At 46.9% G+C, this 19,952-nt stretch carries 21 protein-coding genes and 1 pseudogene; 3 read left to right on the top strand and 19 right to left on the bottom strand.

The annotated features are described in order from the left end of the window. Nucleotides 1-155 precede the first annotated feature (155 nt). The 3 genes from NBH15_RS14535 to NBH15_RS14525 are packed head-to-tail and all read left to right on the top strand — an operon-like array spanning nucleotide 156 to nucleotide 2,100. Nucleotides 156-1,055 carry a DUF8464 domain-containing protein gene (locus NBH15_RS14535; RefSeq protein ID WP_106624771.1) on the top strand — a complete coding sequence of 300 codons (900 nt, stop codon included), beginning with the start codon at nucleotides 156-158 and terminating at the stop codon, nucleotides 1,053-1,055. After that, the gene (locus NBH15_RS14530) at nucleotides 1,055-1,573 is read left to right on the top strand and encodes a DUF3872 domain-containing protein (protein WP_008655905.1); all 519 of its coding nucleotides are present in this window, start codon (nucleotides 1,055-1,057) and stop codon (nucleotides 1,571-1,573) included. Before NBH15_RS14535 ends, NBH15_RS14530 begins: the two co-directional genes overlap by 1 nt. After that, a complete protein-coding gene (locus tag NBH15_RS14525) occupies nucleotides 1,570-2,100 on the top strand; it encodes a glycoside hydrolase family protein (protein WP_008655907.1) in 531 nt (176 codons plus the stop codon). The genes NBH15_RS14530 and NBH15_RS14525 overlap by 4 nt, the downstream gene beginning before the upstream one ends. Before the next feature lie 63 nt (nucleotides 2,101-2,163). Here NBH15_RS14525 and NBH15_RS14520 read toward each other — a convergent pair. The 19 genes and pseudogenes from NBH15_RS14520 to NBH15_RS14430 form a co-directional block, all read right to left on the bottom strand. Continuing rightward, nucleotides 2,164-2,384 (bottom strand): annotated as a pseudogene (locus tag NBH15_RS14520) (DUF7688 family protein). Between the two features lie 117 nt (nucleotides 2,385-2,501). After that, complete coding sequence (locus NBH15_RS14515; RefSeq protein WP_008655912.1) at nucleotides 2,502-2,810, bottom strand: hypothetical protein; 309 nt, start codon at nucleotides 2,808-2,810, stop codon at nucleotides 2,502-2,504. Between the two features lie 45 nt (nucleotides 2,811-2,855). Beyond that, entirely contained in the window at nucleotides 2,856-3,101 is a 246-nt protein-coding gene (locus tag NBH15_RS14510; protein ID WP_250822939.1) for a DUF6956 domain-containing protein, read from the bottom strand. Then, nucleotides 3,098-3,331 carry a DUF3873 domain-containing protein gene (locus tag NBH15_RS14505; protein ID WP_008655916.1) on the bottom strand — a complete coding sequence of 78 codons (234 nt, stop codon included), beginning with the start codon at nucleotides 3,329-3,331 and terminating at the stop codon, nucleotides 3,098-3,100. Before NBH15_RS14505 ends, NBH15_RS14510 begins: the two co-directional genes overlap by 4 nt. Nucleotides 3,332-3,337: 6 nt before the next feature. After that, nucleotides 3,338-3,535, bottom strand: a complete 198-nt coding sequence (locus NBH15_RS14500) for a hypothetical protein (RefSeq protein ID WP_008655918.1) — start codon at nucleotides 3,533-3,535, stop codon at nucleotides 3,338-3,340. A gap of 21 nt (nucleotides 3,536-3,556) precedes the next feature. Next, the gene (locus NBH15_RS14495) at nucleotides 3,557-3,814 is read right to left on the bottom strand and encodes a DUF8466 domain-containing protein (protein ID WP_008655920.1); all 258 of its coding nucleotides are present in this window, start codon (nucleotides 3,812-3,814) and stop codon (nucleotides 3,557-3,559) included. A gap of 30 nt (nucleotides 3,815-3,844) precedes the next feature. Further along, nucleotides 3,845-5,110: a PcfJ domain-containing protein gene (locus tag NBH15_RS14490; RefSeq protein ID WP_117720296.1), complete on the bottom strand. Its 1,266-nt coding sequence runs from the start codon at nucleotides 5,108-5,110 to the stop codon at nucleotides 3,845-3,847. A 2-nt stretch (nucleotides 5,111-5,112) separates the two neighbouring features. Next, nucleotides 5,113-5,523 (bottom strand): PcfK-like family protein, encoded by a 411-nt coding sequence (locus tag NBH15_RS14485; RefSeq protein ID WP_032941016.1) that lies wholly within the window; start codon nucleotides 5,521-5,523, stop codon nucleotides 5,113-5,115. A gap of 4 nt (nucleotides 5,524-5,527) precedes the next feature. Then, complete coding sequence (locus tag NBH15_RS14480; RefSeq protein WP_008655927.1) at nucleotides 5,528-5,785, bottom strand: DUF6926 domain-containing protein; 258 nt, start codon at nucleotides 5,783-5,785, stop codon at nucleotides 5,528-5,530. Between the two features lie 12 nt (nucleotides 5,786-5,797). Then, a complete protein-coding gene (locus NBH15_RS14475) occupies nucleotides 5,798-6,019 on the bottom strand; it encodes a type 2 periplasmic-binding domain-containing protein (RefSeq protein ID WP_032941017.1) in 222 nt (73 codons plus the stop codon). A gap of 11 nt (nucleotides 6,020-6,030) precedes the next feature. Next, the gene (locus NBH15_RS14470; protein WP_032941018.1) at nucleotides 6,031-6,246 is read right to left on the bottom strand and encodes a hypothetical protein; all 216 of its coding nucleotides are present in this window, start codon (nucleotides 6,244-6,246) and stop codon (nucleotides 6,031-6,033) included. Between the two features lie 1,025 nt (nucleotides 6,247-7,271). Beyond that, nucleotides 7,272-9,218 (bottom strand): sodium:solute symporter family protein, encoded by a 1,947-nt coding sequence (locus NBH15_RS14465; RefSeq protein ID WP_250822938.1) that lies wholly within the window; start codon nucleotides 9,216-9,218, stop codon nucleotides 7,272-7,274. Between the two features lie 216 nt (nucleotides 9,219-9,434). Further along, entirely contained in the window at nucleotides 9,435-10,322 is an 888-nt protein-coding gene (locus tag NBH15_RS14460; protein WP_186961759.1) for a beta-propeller domain-containing protein, read from the bottom strand. 84 nt (nucleotides 10,323-10,406) lie between these two features. Continuing rightward, complete coding sequence (gene lsrF / locus NBH15_RS14455; protein WP_250822937.1) at nucleotides 10,407-11,282, bottom strand: 3-hydroxy-5-phosphonooxypentane-2,4-dione thiolase; 876 nt, start codon at nucleotides 11,280-11,282, stop codon at nucleotides 10,407-10,409. A gap of 38 nt (nucleotides 11,283-11,320) precedes the next feature. Then, the gene (locus tag NBH15_RS14450; protein WP_250822936.1) at nucleotides 11,321-11,935 is read right to left on the bottom strand and encodes a DAK2 domain-containing protein; all 615 of its coding nucleotides are present in this window, start codon (nucleotides 11,933-11,935) and stop codon (nucleotides 11,321-11,323) included. A gap of 10 nt (nucleotides 11,936-11,945) precedes the next feature. Then, nucleotides 11,946-12,962: a dihydroxyacetone kinase subunit DhaK gene (locus tag NBH15_RS14445; RefSeq protein ID WP_250822935.1), complete on the bottom strand. Its 1,017-nt coding sequence runs from the start codon at nucleotides 12,960-12,962 to the stop codon at nucleotides 11,946-11,948. Nucleotides 12,963-12,998: 36 nt separating this feature from the next. Further along, nucleotides 12,999-13,319, bottom strand: a complete 321-nt coding sequence (locus tag NBH15_RS14440) for a hypothetical protein (protein ID WP_007655979.1) — start codon at nucleotides 13,317-13,319, stop codon at nucleotides 12,999-13,001. 48 nt (nucleotides 13,320-13,367) lie between these two features. Further along, on the bottom strand, nucleotides 13,368-15,809 hold the full coding sequence (locus tag NBH15_RS14435) for a cytochrome c biogenesis protein CcsA (RefSeq protein WP_250822934.1): 2,442 nt from the start codon (nucleotides 15,807-15,809) through the stop codon (nucleotides 13,368-13,370). A gap of 112 nt (nucleotides 15,810-15,921) precedes the next feature. After that, a complete protein-coding gene (locus tag NBH15_RS14430; RefSeq protein ID WP_250822933.1) occupies nucleotides 15,922-19,932 on the bottom strand; it encodes an SUMF1/EgtB/PvdO family nonheme iron enzyme in 4,011 nt (1,336 codons plus the stop codon). Nucleotides 19,933-19,952: the final 20 nt, after the last annotated feature.

Below are 19,952 nucleotides of genomic sequence, written 5' to 3'. Positions count from 1 at the left end.
TTAAAAAATTAATAATAAAGCATAGGTAGACATCCTAAAATATGTTACCCAAAAAACACACAACTAACTGTTCGCAAGTTAAATACAATTATTATACAACATAAATTGAAAGCTAACATATGGCGTCAAGTTCATCATCAACTGACACGGAAAGTATGGAACGGACGGACATTGAAAACATGAGGCGGATACCCCTTGCGGACTTCCTCGCACGGTTGGGGCACGAGCCTGTACGAAGGAGCGGCAACGAGCTGTGGTATCGTGCGCCGTACCGAAACGAGTGCACGCCCTCTTTCCGTGTGAACGTGGCGAAGCAGCTCTGGTATGACTTCGGTTTGGGCAAAGGCGGTGACATCTTCACGCTTGCCGGGGAGTTGGCGCAAAGCGGTGACTTTATGGAACAGGTGAAGTTCATTGCGGATGCCGCCAATATGACGGTTGATAGGTTAAAAATGCCGACCTATCAACCGGAGCCGACCGAACCCGTTTTTGAAAGATTGGAGGCAGTTCCGCTGCTTCGCTCTCCACTGACGGATTATCTGGCGGAACGGGGCATCCCTTATGCTGTTGCATCCCGCCACTGCTGCCGCCTGAACTACGGTGTGCGTGGTAAGCGGTACTTTGCCGTCGGCTTTCCGAACGTGTCGGGCGGCTATGAAACCCGAAGCCGCCGCTTCAAGGGTTGCGTGCCACCCAAAGATGTGTCACTGATAAAGGCGGAAGATACCGCTGCCGACGTGTGCAGCGTGTTCGAGGGCTTCATGGACTTCCTGTCCGCCGCCACACTCGGTTTGGCGACGAGTGACAGCCTTGTGCTGAACTCCGTCGCCAACGTAGGTAAGGCGGTGAAACACTTAGACGGGTACGGGCGCATCGACTGTTACCTCGACCGTGACGAGGCAGGGCGCAGGGCAATGGAAGCCCTGCGGACACGCTACGGAGGAAAGGTGACAGACCGTTCCGGCATCTATCAAGGCTGCAAGGACTTGAACGAGTACCTGCAACAAGTATCAAGAAAACAACAAAAGAACAACAATCTAAAAATCAAAGAATAATGAACATACTGAACAACAAGAACAAGAGAACATCAATCTTCAAGGCATTGGCATTTTGCCTCGTCGCCGCAGTGTCATTCACATTCGTATCGTGCGATGACGACATGGACATCCAGCAATCCTATCCCTTTACGGTGGAAACCATGCCCGTGCCGAACAAGGTCACAAAGGGGCAGACGGTGGAAATCCGCTGTGAGTTGAAAAAGACGGGCGATTTCGCCAATACCCTCTATACCATCCGGTATTTCCAGTTCGAGGGTGAAGGCACACTGAAAATGGACAATGGCATCACCTTCCTGCCCAATGACCGCTACCTGCTCGAAAACGGGAAGTTCCGGCTGTATTACACGGCGCAGGGTGACGAGGCGCACAACTTCATCGTGGTAATAGAAGATAACTTCAAAAATTCCTACGAACTGGAATTTGACTTCAACAACTCAAACCGCTCCGATGATGAGGAAGAAAAGGTTGTTGGCACCCTGCCTGCCGGTTACTATCATCCTGTTATGAGCCTATGAGGAAGTGCAGGATGATACTGACGCTCTGTTTCCTTTCGGCGGTCTGCTCTTTGTGGGCGCAGGGCAACCGCCATAGAGAAACAGGTAAGGGAACGGGACTATACCATCTGTCCCTGCATGAGAGGGCTTTCTTGTGTACGCGCTACTTTGAGGGCTGGCACTCGGAGGGTTGCTATCCATACATAGGCTGGGGTCATCGTTTACAAAAAGGCGAGAAATACTCGGCACGCACCATGACGAAGCGGCAGGCGGACGCACTCCTGCGGAAAGACCTGCGGAAATTCTGTGCCATGTTCCGACAGTTCGGGCGCGACAGCGTTTTGCTTGGCACGTTGGCTTTCAATGTGGGTCCTGCGAAGCTCTTGGGAAGCAAGCGATACCCCAAAAGCACGCTAATTAAGAAGTTGGAGGCAGGCGACAGGAACATTTACCGGGAATATATCGCTTTCTGCCATTACAAGGGGAAACGACACGCCATGCTGCTCAAACGGAGAAAGGCGGAGTTTGCGTTGCTGTACGTTCCGTAACATGGAAAGTGTCTGACAAATGAAAATCCGATGAAGTCGCGACTTCATCGGATTTTCCGCTTTTCATACATTCGGGATTTTTCCTTTGCCGATTACCTCACCGTCCCTGCAATGCTCGATGATGCCGGGCGAAAATCCCATGTCCCGATTGCAATATACCGGATATAATCCGCATACTCCTGACCTTGAAAATTCCTGCCCGTGAGGTTTTTGAAAATCATCCTTATGCTTGTCCCCTCATCGCTGTGCAGGATGATTTTTCCGTTCTGTCTGATTGCTTCCATGACTAAAACTTTGTTTTTGTGAATACTATCGTAGATTAGGACTGCGGTTTCTTTGCCTACTTTCTTACCCGCCATCATGCTCATGAAAGAAAGTAGGCGGCTTCTGCCGCCCGCCTCTCAAAATCGGGTGTAAAGTCCCGTTACCATCGTGAACATTTCTTCCAGCATATCGCAATAGATACCTTCGTGCGTGGCTATGTCCTTCGTCTTACACTCGAACGTCTTTTTGCTGAACGTCCTGCGGTAGAAACGCATATTGTAAAGGTCTAATCCTGCGTCATAGATGATGTCAAGGCGGTTTGCGCTTGTCCTGTTCCTCGCAAGGCTCATGCGTAAGCCGTTGCCCATGTCTATGAAGTCCTTGCTTCCCGTCATGGCGGCAAAGCGTCTGCCGCCTATCTGCTCTAAAATCGTCTTTGCTATCATGCTTTTCTTGGTTTTAGGTTGGCGGTGCGGACACCGCCAACTTGTTCAACATTCTGTTATCTCGGCAATGGGCGTGTTTCGTTTCAACCACTCCATAAGGCACTTCATATTGTACTCGCTTGTGATGACTGCCGTATGGCGGTCAATGGCGGTAAACCTGCTGCTCTCGTAGTCGTCTATCCACCCTTTTAGGGTATCAACTCCCCACGCTTCGGCATCGTCAAAGATGCCGTCCAATACTTTGATAGGCTCGCTGAACTTCACTATCAGCGTTTGGTAGGCTGCGTTCATCGGTTGTCCTCCTTCCCTTCTTTTGCCGTAAGCCACTTGTCCCGTGCGGCTCGGCACTCGTCCAACGTGGGTTTGACACAAGAGAACAACTCTCCGTCCAAAGGGTGGCGGTAGTCGTACTGCACAAGTGTCCGCTTGCGTCTGCCGATACCCGATTGGAAACGCTCGTATTTCTCCGTACCTGCTTCCGTGCAGGTGCTTACTCCGTTAACGGTCATTCGTGTTGCCATAATCATCTATTTTTGAATGAATTTTTCTAAATACTTTTCCTGCACTCCGAGTGCTTCTGCATAGACACTCAATTGGGCAGCATAGTAGGTACGGTAGTAACTTCTCTCCATTTCGTTCTTGGATAATCCGATATGCGCCTTTATATCGTTCAAATGTCTTTTGACGATATACTTGTAGTAATGAAGTTTCCTCTTTCTGTCCATAATCGTTGCTTTTAATGGTCGTTAAAAATGTACTGACAGGACTCTGTTTTTCATTACCATTTCGGGGTTGCTCGTATAGCGTTGGTGAATCCAAAAGTGCCTGCGTCCGTAGCCGTAATGGAAGAACTTGTCAAGTTCGTGTTTTTCGGCAAACTCCTTTACACCCCGTCTTAACTGCTCCTCACTCGTTGTCAGAGTGAGGAGGTTCACAAATTCAAGAAACATCGTGGGGATTTTATCGTCCCACAAGCAAACCATGCTTTCAAATCTTACTTCCATGTTGTTCAATATTATAATTATAGGTTGATATTATGCTGCGTTCATCCGCTGACGGATAAGGCTCATGTTACTGTTCACAAGGGCGATGATGCGGTCGTGGTACTCGGTGTTCTCGTTGCATACGCCACGGCACTGCACCACCTCAAAGGTTTTCAGTGACACCTCCACCGTTTCTATGCGCCTGCCGTCTATCCGTGCGGAGAGTATCAGGGAATTTTTCCGATTGTGGTAGCCGCCCACACAATGGTGCATTAGCCTTCCTTCCGTTTCCATTTCCTCCACGCTTTCAATGACCTTGACAAGTATAAGGTTGTCAGAGAATGCAAGTCCGAAAAACATTCCTTTGGTTTTCAGATAATTCTTCTCGTCCTCAATCGCTTTCATGCGTTGCTGTTCCGTCCGTTCACGTTCCCTTTGTCGGTTGCGCCTTGCCACCAGCTTGTCGTGTTCGGATTTGAGGTCGGAGGGGCAGACGTACTTCGGGCTGTTCGTGTCCTTGCCGAAATGCCGCAGGAGGTCTATGGTGTCGCACCACATTGAGCCGTCCGAAATGGTGTAGCCGTTGCGGATACATATCTTCACGGATGCCCAATACCTCTCCATGTCGAAACGTGATGTCAGATAGTGGTGCAACATCGGGTATTGCCCTGCCTTCATAAGTGTTTCGGCTCGGCTGTCGGAAAGCAAGGCAGGGATGAGTCTGGTCGGCACTATGTCATGGAAGTCACCGTCAAAGCCGTTCCTGCGCAATACGTCCAAAACCTTGGACTTGGGATATATCGGGGAATAGGCGATGTGGCGGTATGCCGCATTGTCGCTGCGGACTGCAAGCGGAGAGCCGAAGGAGAACGTGTCGATGTAGCGACCCAACACACGCTGTATGCCCACCACCGCCATGCGCCCTTGTGCGTTCCACCAATACTGCCCGATTTCAAGCGAATAAGGCTTTGCCTTACAGCCTTTCTCCATCTCCACGACAAGCAGGAACTTGCGCAGCACTTGGTATTCTCCGCTCGTGGTGAGGACGGTGAAATACTGCTTCTGCGGAAGTTTGCGCTCGAAAGTTTGGCGCACTTTCAGCCTTGCACCGCACTTGGGGCAGGTGCAGCTGTCGCTTGGCTCTGCCATAAGCCAGCCGTGTCCGCAGTCCATGCAGGTGGTGCGACCTTTCGGCAGTCGATAGGCGTAATGGTCTATGCACTCACGGAAAGCCCAATCCATTTGCCGTTTGGTTATCGGACGAAGGCTTTTGCTTTGGGCAAGCACAGCCTTTTCAAACTTGTTTCTCGGTTTCATGGTCAGAAGTCAAATAATGAGGGTTCTACTTTGGTTTCTTTCTTCGCTGTCGGCTTGTTGCGGTTCTGCAACTTGCGGAGTTCTTCCTCTTGGTATTGGCGGACGGCTTTCTGCCGTGCCTCCGCTTTTTCCTCCGCCGTGAGTTCCACAACGTGGTTCACCGCCACTTGGCATTGGATAGGCTTGCCCACCTCTATCTCGTTCTCGTCATAGTAATGCACGGCTTGTCCGTAAATCTCCCCGTCCGTGAAGCCGTTGCAACCACTGTTCTTCACATAGTTCAGAATGTAGGTGATGCAATCGTCCATGTTCTTGGCAGGGTTGCGGTAGTTCTTGGCAAAGAGCGCATCTTCCGCTGCACGCTGCTCCAAATACATCTGTATCGTTCTCTTGAAATGGTCTGTTCCTTTCATATCGTCAAATTTTAGCTGGGTTGTCATTCAGATAAAGTATGTCGCAGTCCTCCACTTCGGCAGGTAGTCCGAAAAGTGGATAGTATGAGAAGTACGGCTGTGCGTTGCCGTCCATGTCCGTGAGGGGCGAAACGATTTGCACCTGCCAATCGCTTGTCCATTTGTCTATCAAGCGGACTTCTTCCTCCGTCAGCCCCGCCCGGTCACCGCCCGTAAGGTAACACAAGCTCCATGTAGGTATCTTTTCCGTTGTCTTGTTCATATCGCTGTCATTTTAGATTGTCTGTTTCAGTATTCCTCTCCAATAGGTCGGCTCAACCTCGCTCAAAAGGAAGTCCATGAAGTCCTTTCGTGCGTCCTTGTTCAGTTCTCGGTAGAGTTCACGGAACACGGATATGTTGCCGTTGATGTACGTTTCCACCATATACACGAAGATGTTGCCCACCTCGTAATATCTGCACTGCTGTTCTACTGTCTTGCTGCTTCTCTTTGCCATGTCGGTAGGGGTTAAAGGGTAAATAACCAAAGAATAAATCCGAAGAAGGCGATAGTGGAAAGGATAGCCACGATTACGCCTATCGCCACTCGGAACACTCCGTTTACAATCTCCATGATGATGTCCCAAAGGATGCCGAACATCCCGAAGGCGGTGCGCACCATCAAGCCGCATATCGCAAGCCCTATGTACTGCGCCATTTGTCTGAAATTTGCCGTTGCCGTCATATTTTCGCTGTTTTTGATTTTTTGTTTTTTAATGCGGATTCAAGAGCTGAGGGAGTTGAGTTTCAAACTATCTATCTGCCTCTCGTTTATCCGACATTTTTTTAATGCGTCTTTCTGTCGCATCGGTCGTTTTCGTTTCGGGTGCTTGAAAAGGTAGGGATTAGGGAATGCAAGGTTTTTCGGCCAAAATACTACCCGCAGGGCTGGAGATTTTTGCCGGAAACAGGAGGCTTGACCTTGCTTTCCCGTCCAATCCCGGAGTTACCTTTGCGCCCAGAACGGAAATGACTGTCTGATGCGGCCCACTGAAAGGCGCGAAAATGGAGGTAAACGGAAGTGGAGGCAGATTAGACAGGAAAAACTTCAAAAGAGAAATCCGTAAAAAGAAGAAGCCTCAAAGGAAAAGGAATATCGCCGGAAGCGTGAAACCGGGCAAACCACATGCAAGGAAGTATGATTTTATATGTTCGGCCAGACTTGTCAGATCGGGCGGATAAAATCATTCTTCCCGGTTTGCCTGCTGTGGGTGACGGCTTGTGCCATTCATGGGCAAGCGGTCATGCACGGCTTTCCGCTTACGGCTCAAAGGAACAGCAAAAAAGAAAAAGTCCTCTGAAAATCCGTAAAAGCACCTCCTTGGCATAAGCGCAAAAAGAAATGGGCCTCGCGTCATAAGTCTGAAACGATAATCGCTCGTTCAGGCGTGACGCAAAGCCCTTTTCTCCGCTTATGCGGTAGTCGGCATACGGTCGTCCAAAATCCTTTTGGGCGATGGTGTACCGACGGACAAAACCGCTTTTACGGAAAAGCCCGCAAAAATAAGGTGAAAAAATCAGGGAGATTTTGTCTTAATCTCCCGTTTTATTTGTACTTTTGCACTTGAAGAGTTCTTTGAAGGTTACGCAACGTGCAGAAGGATGATGCAGTAGATAACTAACTAAATCGTAACCTATTACCATAATGAGCGGATAATGCATGCTCATTTTCAATATCTTAGACCTTTCTCATAACTTCGCATGACAAAATTACTTCTTTTCATTCAATTTCAGTTCTTCCATCAAAACATTATACTCGACTTCATCCTTGCTCATCTTGTCGTACCAGTTCTTTTTCAGCACCAACGTAGTGATAGCCAGGATCAGGATGCTGGTTATCAACGGCATGCCTTCACGGATCACGATATACATCGGAATAATGGTCAGACACATCTGCCAGATAATGCCGATGGCCACATTGAACATATCGCGTTTGAAGTTTTTATTCGCCTTCACCTGCGGATATTTGGCTACAACCTTATTATAAACAGGTTTCCAGTAACCCCACGGACGTACGGTGATGTAGAAACGTTCCAGTGTTTCGTCGTCTACCGGAGGAGCCGCATAAGTACCGACGATACAACCGATCAGAGAAACAACCAGCAAAACCGGGAAGTAGAACAACGGCAGCATCGGAGCATTGTTGGCATACTCGCCCACCCTTTCCACAAAATGTCCGTCTACCATCGTATAGCCGTCGAAGATGAACGGGCATACCATAGCGGCCAGGATACCGGTAATCATTCCCCAGAAATAACCGTTCCCGTTAAAACGCCACCAGTGCCATTTCAGCAGGTTGGCAGCAATATATCCGCCATACAAAGCAGACGTGATCCATTGCAGGACGGAGTTTACGCTTTCCACGAAGAAACCGATCACCACACTGACAACAACCACCGCTACCGTTACGATATAGCTGGCACGGATCATCGTCTTGTTGCTGGCATTCGGGTTGATATATTTTTTATAGATGTCATTTACAATATAAGCAGGCGCCGCGTTTGCCGTTGAGGCAAAAGTAGACATAAAGGCGGCAAGCAATCCGGCAAGCAGCAATCCGCATACTCCAACGGGCACGAACTGGTTAATAGCATTCGGCAGGATCAGTTCGAAGTCGATCGCTCCGGTCTTTGTCGTCAAATCCAGGTCCTTGAAGAAAGCCAGCGCCAGGATCGTAAATCCCATAATCATCAGATAACGCGGGATAAGCAGGATGACAGGAACAGAACCGCTCATTAAGGCTGCTTCCTTACCGTTACGGCAGGAAAGGATCTTCTGCATATCGTAGTTGGGGGCAGGTCCCGCCATACTATTAAACACTCCTTTGAAAAGCATCATCATAATAAAGATCCCGAACAAACCGAACTGGTCGTTCATTATCTTTGTATTTACATCGCTGAAAATGTCGGTCCAATGCAAATCAAGGTTCCACCCAGGCATCAGACTATCCCAACCGGCAGGTACGATAGAAGCAATCGTTTCAGGGCTTACCTTCATCATAGCGATAACGGCAATCGTGATACCGGCAACCGTCATAATGGCAAACTGAACCACATCGGTCCATACGATACTCAGCATACCGCCCAGCATCACATAGATCGTGGCGATAGCTGTAAAGAATATACCGTAAGCATGCGGCACGTATTCAGCCGGTATATCAAACGGGACATACTGGGAAACAAAATCCCACGGGAAGAATATCTCCATAAATTTACCCACGCCGATAAAGCCGTAACTAAGGAAACCCAGCACACCGATCAGGGCGTAGATAACGACAATCGTATGCGACAGGCTGGCGCCTTTGTTCTTTCCGAACCGTGTCTGTATCCATTCCGCCCCTGTCAACACATTCGACCGGCGCAGCCAGACAGAGAGATAGACCATCAAGAAGATCTGGTTAAATACAGGCCAGAGCCAGGGCACCCAGGCACTTTTAATTCCATAAATAAAGGCTAGTGTAACCATCCACATAGTACCAGAGATATCGAACTGGCCGGATGCATTAGACAAGCCTAACATATAAAAAGGTAGTGTTTTCCCTCCCAGGAAGTAGGAGTCCATGTTTTTCGACGCTCTTTTCTTTAACACTAATCCGATGACGATCATGGCCACCAGATAGAGTCCGATGATAAAGATGTCGATTGGTTGCAATTTCATGATATTAAGTTTGTTTTTAGGTTTAACGTTTGACAAAGATATATAAAAAATGGAGAAAGTTATAAATCCTTCTGTGGAGAGTGAAGAAAGTAACTTTTCCTCTCTCGAGAGGGGGCAGGGGGTATGTTAATGCTAGTCATATAGGCGAACAATAACACACCCCTTATCCCCTCTCAAGAGGGGAATCAGTTACAACCAGAGTTATAGATAATCTACTTAGTCGATCGGGCAGACAGAAGAGATCATGCCGAATGTATCGTTGTCATTCAGGCTCCAGATAACTTTGTTGTTACCGTCGATCTCCATCAACTGCGGGTTGTTTGATTCTTTTGCACTGGGGTCGTGTCCCTGCCAGTTACAGATATACAGACCGTTGTTTGATGTAGGCAACAGCTGGGCAACAAAGAATAAAGAAACACCTTCGATATCCTTTTCGCCGATCCGGCGGATTACTTCGCCTTTGTCCAGATTTACTTCCATCAGAGAATGTCCGTCACCGCAAGCTACCATGTAATTGCCGTTGTTCAGCAATACGGTGCTGTACGGAGTACCTTCCAGCTTCGTTGTTTTAATCAGTTCGCCGGCCGGAGAGATTTCACGTACTTCAGATGTAGCGAAAAGAGGCATCAGATAATTGCCTGCCTTGTTCTTGTTCACCTGGCGGAACTGAGCATGCGGGTGGTCGATACCTGTTTCGTATACAGTTTCTGAAAGTATATCACCTTTCGGGCTTACTTCCATGATCTTAGCCGGATGGCCGCACCATGCCAACAGGTAATTACCGTCGGGCAATACACGGGCAGTCTGCATCTCGCAAGTATCCGGAGCCGGAATGTTCCATAACTCTTTCTGATCGCGGGTAATCAGTTTTGCACCTTTTTTATAGGCGAACAGGATGTTTCCGTCCGGAGTAGCAACGGCTGAATTACATTCCCAACCTTTTTGTATAGGATGCTCCCATTCTATCTGCTTTGTATTCTTATCGATGATAACGACCTTATTCCAGCCTGAACCGGCCAACAATAATTTCTGAGCCTTTTGCTGGCAGGAAGTGGCAGCAAATAAGAAAAGAGCAGAGCACAATAATGTGAATATTTTCTTCATGGCAATTCAATATATGTATTATGTTATGTTTAGATACAACAAGGGGCAGAGCAGAGCCCCGCCCCTTCGGAGTATAATAATTAATTACTTAGACAAATCCTGGAACTTTTCAAAACCTTGTTGCGGAGTCAAACCGTCATGAACCACTGCGTGAACAGCCTGGATCATAGCGACAGGATTTTCAGACTGGAATACGTTACGTCCCATGTCAACACCGGCAGCACCGTCGTTGATAGCCTTGTAACACAGTTCCAATGCCTCCAGTTCAGGTAATTTCTTACCGCCTGCAATCACAACAGGAACCGGACAAGCAGCAACTACTTTTTCGAAACCTTCGCAATAGTAAGTCTTCACGATATTTGCACCGTTTTCAGCACAGATACGGGAAGCCAGACCGAAGTAACGAGCGTCGCGTGCCATCTGTTTGCCGACAGCAGTCACACCCATTACAGGAATACCATAACGAGTTCCTTTATCTACAGCCTTGTACAGGTTGGCGATCGTCTTCGCTTCGTGTGCTTCGTCACCGATAGCCAACATCACAGCCATAGCTGAAACGTTCATGCGGATAGCATCTTCTATGTCGATCAGAACATTGTCGTTCAGGTCAGTCAGGATAGAAGTACCAGCATCCGAACGCAAACAGATAGGTTTGTTTGTTGTTGTCGGGATTGAAGACTGAAGGATACCGCGTGTACACATGATACAGTCGGCATATTCAACCAGCGGTACAATATTCAGGTCGATACGTTCCAAACCTGAAGTCGGTCCCATGATGAAGCCGTGGTCGAAAGCCAACATTACGGCTTTGCCTGTTTTCGGGTTGAAGATACGTGATAAACGATCTTTCATACCCCAAGGAAGGTTTTCAGCACCTTTCACATGGAAACTTTGTTGCTGAGAGTTAGCAACACCTAAACCGAAGTTACTGCCTTCTCTCAAATCATCTAAATCTGCCATTTTTCTATTTTCTATATTTAAAAAAGTTAGTTATTCTATTATAATGCTTCTGCGAAAGAGGCAAACATACAGCTCCAGGAAGTAGCACCGCTATCGGCGTAACCGATAGAACGTTCGCCGTAGTTACGGGCACGTCCGAAGTTTGCTTTCATGTTGACAGTTTCTTCAGCACCTCTGATAGCTGCTTCAGCACCTGCTGTCATGATTTCCTTGACATCGTCTGAAGTAGATGCTTCGATTGCTTCGATTGCGGGGATCAGGGCGTCCATCATGGTTTTATCACCCTTCTTAGCCTGTGTCTGTTTCTGCACATTTGCAAGGCCTCCGGCAAACATCTTCTTCACAGCGGCAGCATCCAGTTCAGTACCGGCAGCATTGTCGCTCATTCCAAGGAAAAATGCTCCTAACAGCGTACTTGTCGATCCGCTTGTTTCCAGCATCACGCCAAATCCCATGTCATTCAGCATAGATTTGAATTCCGTTCCTTTCTCGCCAGCTTTCACTACAACAGAGAAAGCAGTTACGATAGCCTGTCCGTGATCGCCGTCACCGATTACCGCATCCAGTTTAGAGAATTCTTCTTCGCGGGCTTTGATATGCGTTAAGGCGTTATTCAGCATACCTTTGAAAGCCTCAATAGTCAGTTGTTTCATGTTTATTTGTTTATTTACCGATAGTTGTCCAATACGGTGCGTTTGCACTCTTGTTCTTTAAATAGTCAATATGATCTTCATCCAAAATACCTACGATCATCTGGAAACCGGCTTGTTCCTGAACCGTCAGGATTTCCTGGATACGGCCGAATACTACTTCCAGACCACGTGCTTCCAATTCTTTGTAAGCCTTGCGGAAGATGATATTCAATTCCATATGAGTAGTAGCGCCTACGCCGTTGATGATAAGCATCATCTTGTCGCCAGCCTTCGGTTGCAGTTGCTGACACAGCAGGTCTACCATTTCGGCTGCAGTAGCATCGGCAGATACCAGCGGTTTCTGGCCGCCACCACCTTCACCGTGCTGTCCCATACCGATTTCCATGATACCGGCAGGCAGGTCAGTGATTGTAGCATTGTTTTGCGGATGAGTACAAGAACGCATAGCAACAGCCAAAGTAGCTACTTTTTCGTTGTAACGTTCGCCGATCTCGATCAGTTCGTCCAATGATTTGCCTTCGTCGGCAGCAGCACCCAGAATCTTATACAAAGGTACGCAACCAGCCAAACCGCGACGATCGTTTGTCGGAGCACCGATACCGGCACTGATATCATCGTGAGTCAGAAGTTGTTTTACTTTGATGCCTACGCGTTCTGCCAGCTGGCAAGCCATGTTTGCACTCATCACGTCGCCTGAGTGGTTCAATACAACCAACAGGATACCTGCTTCGCGTTTCATCAACTGCAAAGCCTGGAACAGACGCTGTGCACCCGGAGCTGCAAATACGTCGCCTACTACGGAGCAGTCGAGCATACCGTCGCCTACGAAACCGCTCAACGCAGGTTCGTGGCCTGAACCGCCTAATGTAACGATAGCTACTTTGTCTTCGCTTTTCGGATTAGCGCGAACAACAACGTTTTCAGCAGCCAGCTTTACCTGATCAGGATAAGCCAATACATAACCTTCCAGCAATTCCGGAGTTACTTGTTCGGGATCATTTATAAATTTAGTCTTAATTTCTGCCATGGTGTTTTTCCTCCTTGTTTCGTTTAGGTTTATAAATTATTTAATTTCCATTAATTCGATTGCGATGCCTTCTTCTTCGATGAAAGCGATAGTCAGATGTTCGTCGCATACAGCCGGGCCAAAGATCACTTTCGCATCTTTCAGCGCTTCGTCCAGTGAAGGAACTGTATAAGCGATATGACCATTTGATTTAACCAATTCAGGCAGACAACTCTTTGCAGGATCGTCAAACTTCAGGAATTCGATCTTGTTAGGGCTCTTGCTGTAATCGGTTAACCATACGTTCAAACCTTCGTTGAACATTGCACCTTCTTGGTTTTCGTTGGTAATGATACCTACATGATTAAATGTTCTCATGATCACTAAAATTTAATGTTTAACTTCTATATTAATAATTCATTCGTTTTATTCTTCTTTCGTCTTATTATACCCGATCCTTGACAATATTCCGAGGATTATCACAACTGCACCGGCTATATATAAATAAGTAAAGATTCCATGTACATTATCGTTCTGTCCGTACGAGTGCATGCCGCTCAGGAAATAATTCACTCCGAAGAATGTCATCAATACGGATGAGAAAGCAACGACCGAGCACAGATTGAATAACCAGTCGCTATACCAGCGTCTCACCAGATGAAGGTGAACAACCACGGCATAAACCACCATCGTAATCAATGCCCATGTTTCTTTCGGGTCCCATCCCCAGTAACGTCCCCATGACTCGTTCGCCCAAACGGCACCGAGGAATGTTCCGATCGTCATCAAAGCTAGACCTACCCAGAGCGCCATTTCATTGACGATAGTCAGTTCTTTCACACGGGCTTTCAGTAATTCCGTATTTTTCTTTCCGGCGATGCTCGTCATCACCAGGTTCGTCAGTCCGATCAGACAACTGATACCGAAGAAGCCATAAGCGGCAACGATTACAGCTACATGGAACATCAGCCACGGCGATTTCAGTACCGGAACGAGCGGATTGATTTCCGGGTCCATCCAGTTCAGTCCGGAGACGAATAGGATAATACCGCCGAACAAAGTAGCCAGTGCAAAGGTCACCGTACTGCGTCTTACAAACAGCAGACCTGCCAAGACTGTCGCCCAGGCAACATATACCATTGTTTCATACGAGTTACTCCACGGCGCATATCCGGCAATATACCAACGCATCCCCATGCCGTACATATGTAAAAGAAATACGGCCAACACGCCTATTCCCATTATCCAGAGACCTGCCTTCATCCACTTCTGCTGTTTGAACAGCATGGCGAAAGAGAGTACAAGCATCAATCCTCCCAGGATCAGATAGCCTTTCTTACACTGACGGAACACGTCCATCTTGTTATATTTCAATTCAGTCTCTATCTTTTTCGGAGAGATATCCAGTGTTTTGTTCTTTGCCTGCTGATAAGTACTGATCATGTCGATCACCTCATTGGCTTTCGACCAGTCGCCACCCTGCAAAGCATCCTGTACTTCGGCCAAATACCAGCCCATGATGCGGGAAACAAACATGGAGTCCTTGCCGGCAAATTCGGACAAGTCATCACCGGGGGCATACCATTTATGGTTTGGGTCGTCCTCTTTCGGGAACAGGTTCAACATCTGGTAATTGATCAACTGGTGGAAGATGTTGATCTGCTCGTCCAGTTTCAGCAGGTCCTTGTCGAAACGGGTCCGTTCGGCAGGCATCTTGTTGTAGGCTTCCTCCAGTTTCTGTTGCAATTTATAATCGCCTTTATTATCGAACGCCTGAAGATAAGCACATTCGCCGTCTGTCAGGTCATAATAATTAGCCAGTTCTTTATTGGATAAAGCAATAAAAGGAACGCGCATCCACATATCCGGCATGGAAAGCAGGCTCAACAGGAACTGGTCGGAGTTCAGATTTCCGATCTTATCCGACTTATGCAGCTTACGCAGGATTTCCGAAGAAAAGGTATTGATAGGCATCATACGGCCGCTATGCGACTGGATCGGCAATGCGCCGAACTTAGCGGCATGTTCCGGAGACACCGCATATTTCTGTACGGCATCCAGCATGGACGAAGTTTCTTCTTTTGCATTTACCGACACCGATAATGCCAGCAAGGCGATAATCATTGTTGCCGATTGTGCAACAGAGCGAAATTCTTTCAAACGACGGCTCAACGCCATAAAACGGGAATTCTTCCCTACCAAGGATAAGATAAGACCGATTACCAACAACAGGTAACCTGTATACGTTATATTCCGTCCGGCTACATCGCGGTTGACGGAAAGTACGGTACCCTGTTCGTCCGGATCGTAAGAAGCCTGGAAGAAACGGTAACCTTTTACATCTAACACATTATTCATAAATACATGTTCGTGGCGTGTTTTACCATCTACATGCACCAGCAATTCGCTTTCATAAGAAGACGGACTGGACGAACCCGGATAGCGGGTTAAAGTAAATTTCACCAATTCTACGGTGAAGGGTAAAGTGTGGAATGTTGTCAGATCGCCCTGGCGGACTGCTATCTGATCGGTTGATTCTCCTTCGCGGATATGAAGGATACCTTCTTCGCCGAACTGGAAGGACGTGAGGGCGCCAAGAAGGATAATGATAAAGGAAGTATGAACAACCATTAAGCCCCATCTGTGCAGTTTGCAATACTGGTACTTAACAGCAATGACAATAAAATTAACGACTAAGAGGAACTGCAACAAAAAGAATAAAGGGGAATAATAAATCATTGCTTTAGCTGCTGCTGTTCCATGATACTTTTCTATAAAAGTGGCGACAGCCAGGCCAAAACCATAGAGGAGTAACAAAACAATTGTTGTTACAAAGGAAGATAGTATTCTTTCGAGAGTTGCTTTCATTTGTTGTTTTATTAAGTTATGCCGCCAAAGATAAGAATTTTCAATTAAGTGACCCCGGCCTTACCGGGGCCACCTAATAGATTTTATCTATATCTAGGACATATCTTACCGATTAGTCTTCGATGATTACACGGAAACCTACGTTAAATACACGCTGGTACGGATAGTAAGCCTTACGTGCATAAGCAGTAGAGAATTTCGGACGTTCGATATATGAACCACCACGAACCACTTTATGATCTGAAGTCAGTTTTGTCTTCGGATTATACGGATAAGGCACATAGTCTGAACGGGTCCATTCTGAAACATTACCGTGCATGTTATACAAACCGAACGGGTTGGCTTCATACACCTTTTCGCCTGTCTGGATCAGCTGACCGTCGTCTACTCCTTCTTCTTTCGGCAGATAAGTATAATACTTATACCAATAAGAATTCGGAGACATCGGTTTCGGGTCTACACCACTTACTGCGAACAGTAAAGTAGTCTTGTCAGCCAGGTTTTCATATTTACCGAAGTCAGTATTCATATCACCATACCAGAAATCACTGTCGCTACCTGCGCGGCAAGCCCATTCCCATTGTGCTTCTGTCGGAAGCGTAATGTTCAGACCTGTCTTTTCGCTCAGTTGCTTACAATAATCCATTGCATCATTGTAGTTTACACGGATTACCGGTTGATTCGGCTCGTTAGCCGGATAACCCTGTACCACGTGGTCTTTCCACAACTGGTCTACGAAACGGCTGTCATGATCCGGATAAATCGCATTGAACTGCTGGTTGGTAATTTCCATTTCACCCATCCAGAACGGTTTGTCGATCTTCACCTTAGCAGTAGGATAAGCATCAGATTCGCCATTATAGCTACCCATTACGAATTCACCGGCAGGGATACGAACGAAATTGATCTTCACGCCCGGAGCGATTTCAACCTCTTTACGGTTGCTCGTTTCCTTTGCAAGCATATCTTTGATAGCTGCTTTGTCGAACGGCCAACCTTTAGCTTTCACATTCTTCACCTTTACAGGAGCTGCTTTTTCAGGCATAACCGGAGTGATCGGGCCCTGAGCCTTCAAATAAGAAGCGTAGTCAGCGATTTCTTTCTTCCAGTCTACACCCATGCCATTAGCATATTTGTCAGTCAATTCTTTACGACGTTGGATCTGATCGAATCCCTGGTACGGGATGATTTCCTTACCCAGAACGTTTGCATCGAAGTAACCTTTATCAGGAGCATTATAGTCGATCCAGTTGTACAGTTTCAACCATTCTGCGTCAGTCAGTTTCACGTTATGGTGACCCTTCTTCAGGATACGAACCAATTCGCTGGTGTTCGGATGATATTCATACGGCTGAAGAACAACCATATCACCTTCACCACCCTGACGGTGTACGTACGGATGAATGTTCAGATAAGATGTGCCATAACCCAGTTTGTCTTTCTTACCGCCACGCAGGTCGAATGCCTTGCCTTCGCCATTATGACAAGCGATACAAGCACGATCCAGGATAGGCTGAATTTCCAGGTCGAATGTGAATGAACGAACACCACCTTCAGGAGCCTTCAACGGAGCAGCCGCTTTCTGAGAAGCCATCACACGTTTCGGAATAGGAATCTGATTCTGGTCTTCGTGACAACCGATACAAGATACCACTTCACCCGGCTGGCCGGTTACCCAACTACGCATCCACTGAACAGCAACGCCGTCCTTGTCGATCGGCTGGATAGAGATAGGAGTATTAGCCGGAACTTTGAAGATAGCCGAACCGTCTTCTTCAACAGGTACAGTACCTAACAAACGTTTGATATCCCAACCACTCTGGATACCATGCCAGTTGTGGTCTGAACGAGTCTTCACATAAGCATATTCATAAGCATGCAGACGAAGTTCTTTTACAGTTCCGCGAGGAATACCGCGCAGACCTTCACCTTCATAAATATCCTGAATAAAGATAGTAGCTTCTTTTTCATTCAGCTTCACACGATCAGGAATTGCCGGAGGTGTTTTTGTTTCCTTCACCAGGATCGGGCTGATATAACCTTCACCTTCTGCCTGCATCAGACAAGTTACGTTATCATAGATGTCGACCAGATAAAGTCCCCACAAAGACTGCGGGTCTAACTTGGCAGCAACCAGGAAATATTTGTCATTCAGCGGAGTCGGTTTAACGAACTGAGGCCATACGCCATTTACCAATTCGTCTTTGATCAACTCCTGGATAGGACGGTTACGGTGAGGAATTTCCTGAACCATACCCTGTACATTCTTACGTCCCTTTGTCGGGTCGAAGATGATCAGACGTCCTGAACGGGCAACACCGTGGTGTCCTGAGATAATACCAACGAAAGCAGAACCATGTCCGGGCAACGGCTGAATGTCGAACGTACTGTTCGGGAACATTGAACCACTACCATACAAAGCCTTGTTCTCTGTTCCGTCCGGATTCATATGCATCACGATACGAGAATAATAGTGAGTCAGGTCAGTATATTCCCAACGGGTATACATCACACGTCCGTTATTCATTACAACCGGGTTCCAATTGGCATCCTGGTCAAATGTCAGACGACGCAGATTCTTCTGTTCCGGAGTATAAAGAACCATATTACCAACCGGGTCATCACCACTTACACAAGGAACCCCCTGGTAACCGATGTTGGAGTTAGCAATAATACGTCCGTCCGGAAGATAAGTACCATCATAGAATTCCAAGTCAGGTTCTTCATTCTCGATCAGCTTTTTGCAGCCTGTTCCATCCAGTTTTACTTCGTATACATTCCAACGTTTGTCGTTCTCGCCCATCAGGGTTGTGAACATAACGCGGTTTGCATCCCAGTGCATTCTCAAGTCAGCGATAGAGGCATCGGGAACGATCGGTTTGAAGATACTCTTCATCTGCATGTCACCACGCAGGTTAGACAATTCAACGATCTCTGCATCGAAACCACTACGGCGGGCAGATTCCTGATTACTCCAGTTATTAGCTTGTGTTCCCAAAGACGGAGCCATTGCCTGACGAGCAGTAGAGCCTAATTTATAACGTACGGCAACGATCTTGTCAGGATCCAGTAACGGGTTACCTAACAAAATAGCTTTCTTATTATCCAATGCCTTGCGGGCATCGGCAATAGCTTGTTCGTCTCCTTTGTAAATGCCACTGAAACCTTTCTGCTGAAGTTGTACCAATTCATTCAGCATCGGCTGATATTTAGCAGCATCAAAACCTTTCTGCTTGCTCATATCTGCAAATGCCAACTTGATAGCATCGATATTCAGCCATTCCAGTTCGCCCTGAAGCGCATAAACATCCTGAAGTTTTTCAAACAACTCCAGATATTTACGGATTTGTGTATTTACATCTTTTTCGTTAGCGATCTGCTGAACGACACTCTTATAATAAGAGCCGTCTTTCAACTTACCGACCATTGCTTCTACTGCTTGTTTTTCAATAGAAGCATCCGGGGTGATCAACCAAGTGTCCAAACCGTCCATCATAGCGCCCAACATACCGATCTGTTCCGGATATTTAGCGATCAGCTCATCGCCGACAAACTTCGGAACAACGTTCAATGCCTGGAAATACACGCTACCGCCGGAAGAAGTATCGTCGATACCTACTTCAGCTTCAAAACGAACATATTCACCTTTAATAGGATAAACCAAAGTTCCGTTTGCATGGCAGAAAACACCGTGTTTGTATTCTTTGCCTGCAATGAAAATCTCATGGTCGTAAGCATTAATATTCATTTTTGGCTTTGCCCAACCGGCAACACCATATTCGAAAGGAACTTCATCCAACCAAACAGCAGTACCGTCCGCTTTAATCAAACGGGCATTACCCCAAACAGCCTGGTCGTAATCAGAACCATCCGGACCTCCGGCAGTGATAAGCACCAGCTTATCTACGCCTTTCAAGTCAACAGCAAAAGGTTCTGCTTTTTCCTTATGCTTCTTGAAAGAGGAAATAATCGGCATTCCTGTTTTCTGAAGCTGGGTTTGCAGTTCCGTTTTTGCTTTAATTGATGCATCAATCCAGGTATCCGCCTTCTTTTGTTTCGGCGCAGCCGAAACAAAGAAAGAAGTAGATAAAAAGAGTGATACTAATAAAAAATATTTATTCATGTATCTCAATATTAATATAA

This window comes from Parabacteroides caeci (genome assembly GCF_023656795.1).
GTDB lineage: Bacteria > Bacteroidota > Bacteroidia > Bacteroidales > Tannerellaceae > Parabacteroides > Parabacteroides segnis.
The sequence above is the reverse complement of the archived record's forward strand: the minus strand, read 5'-3'. Positions and strand labels throughout refer to the sequence as shown.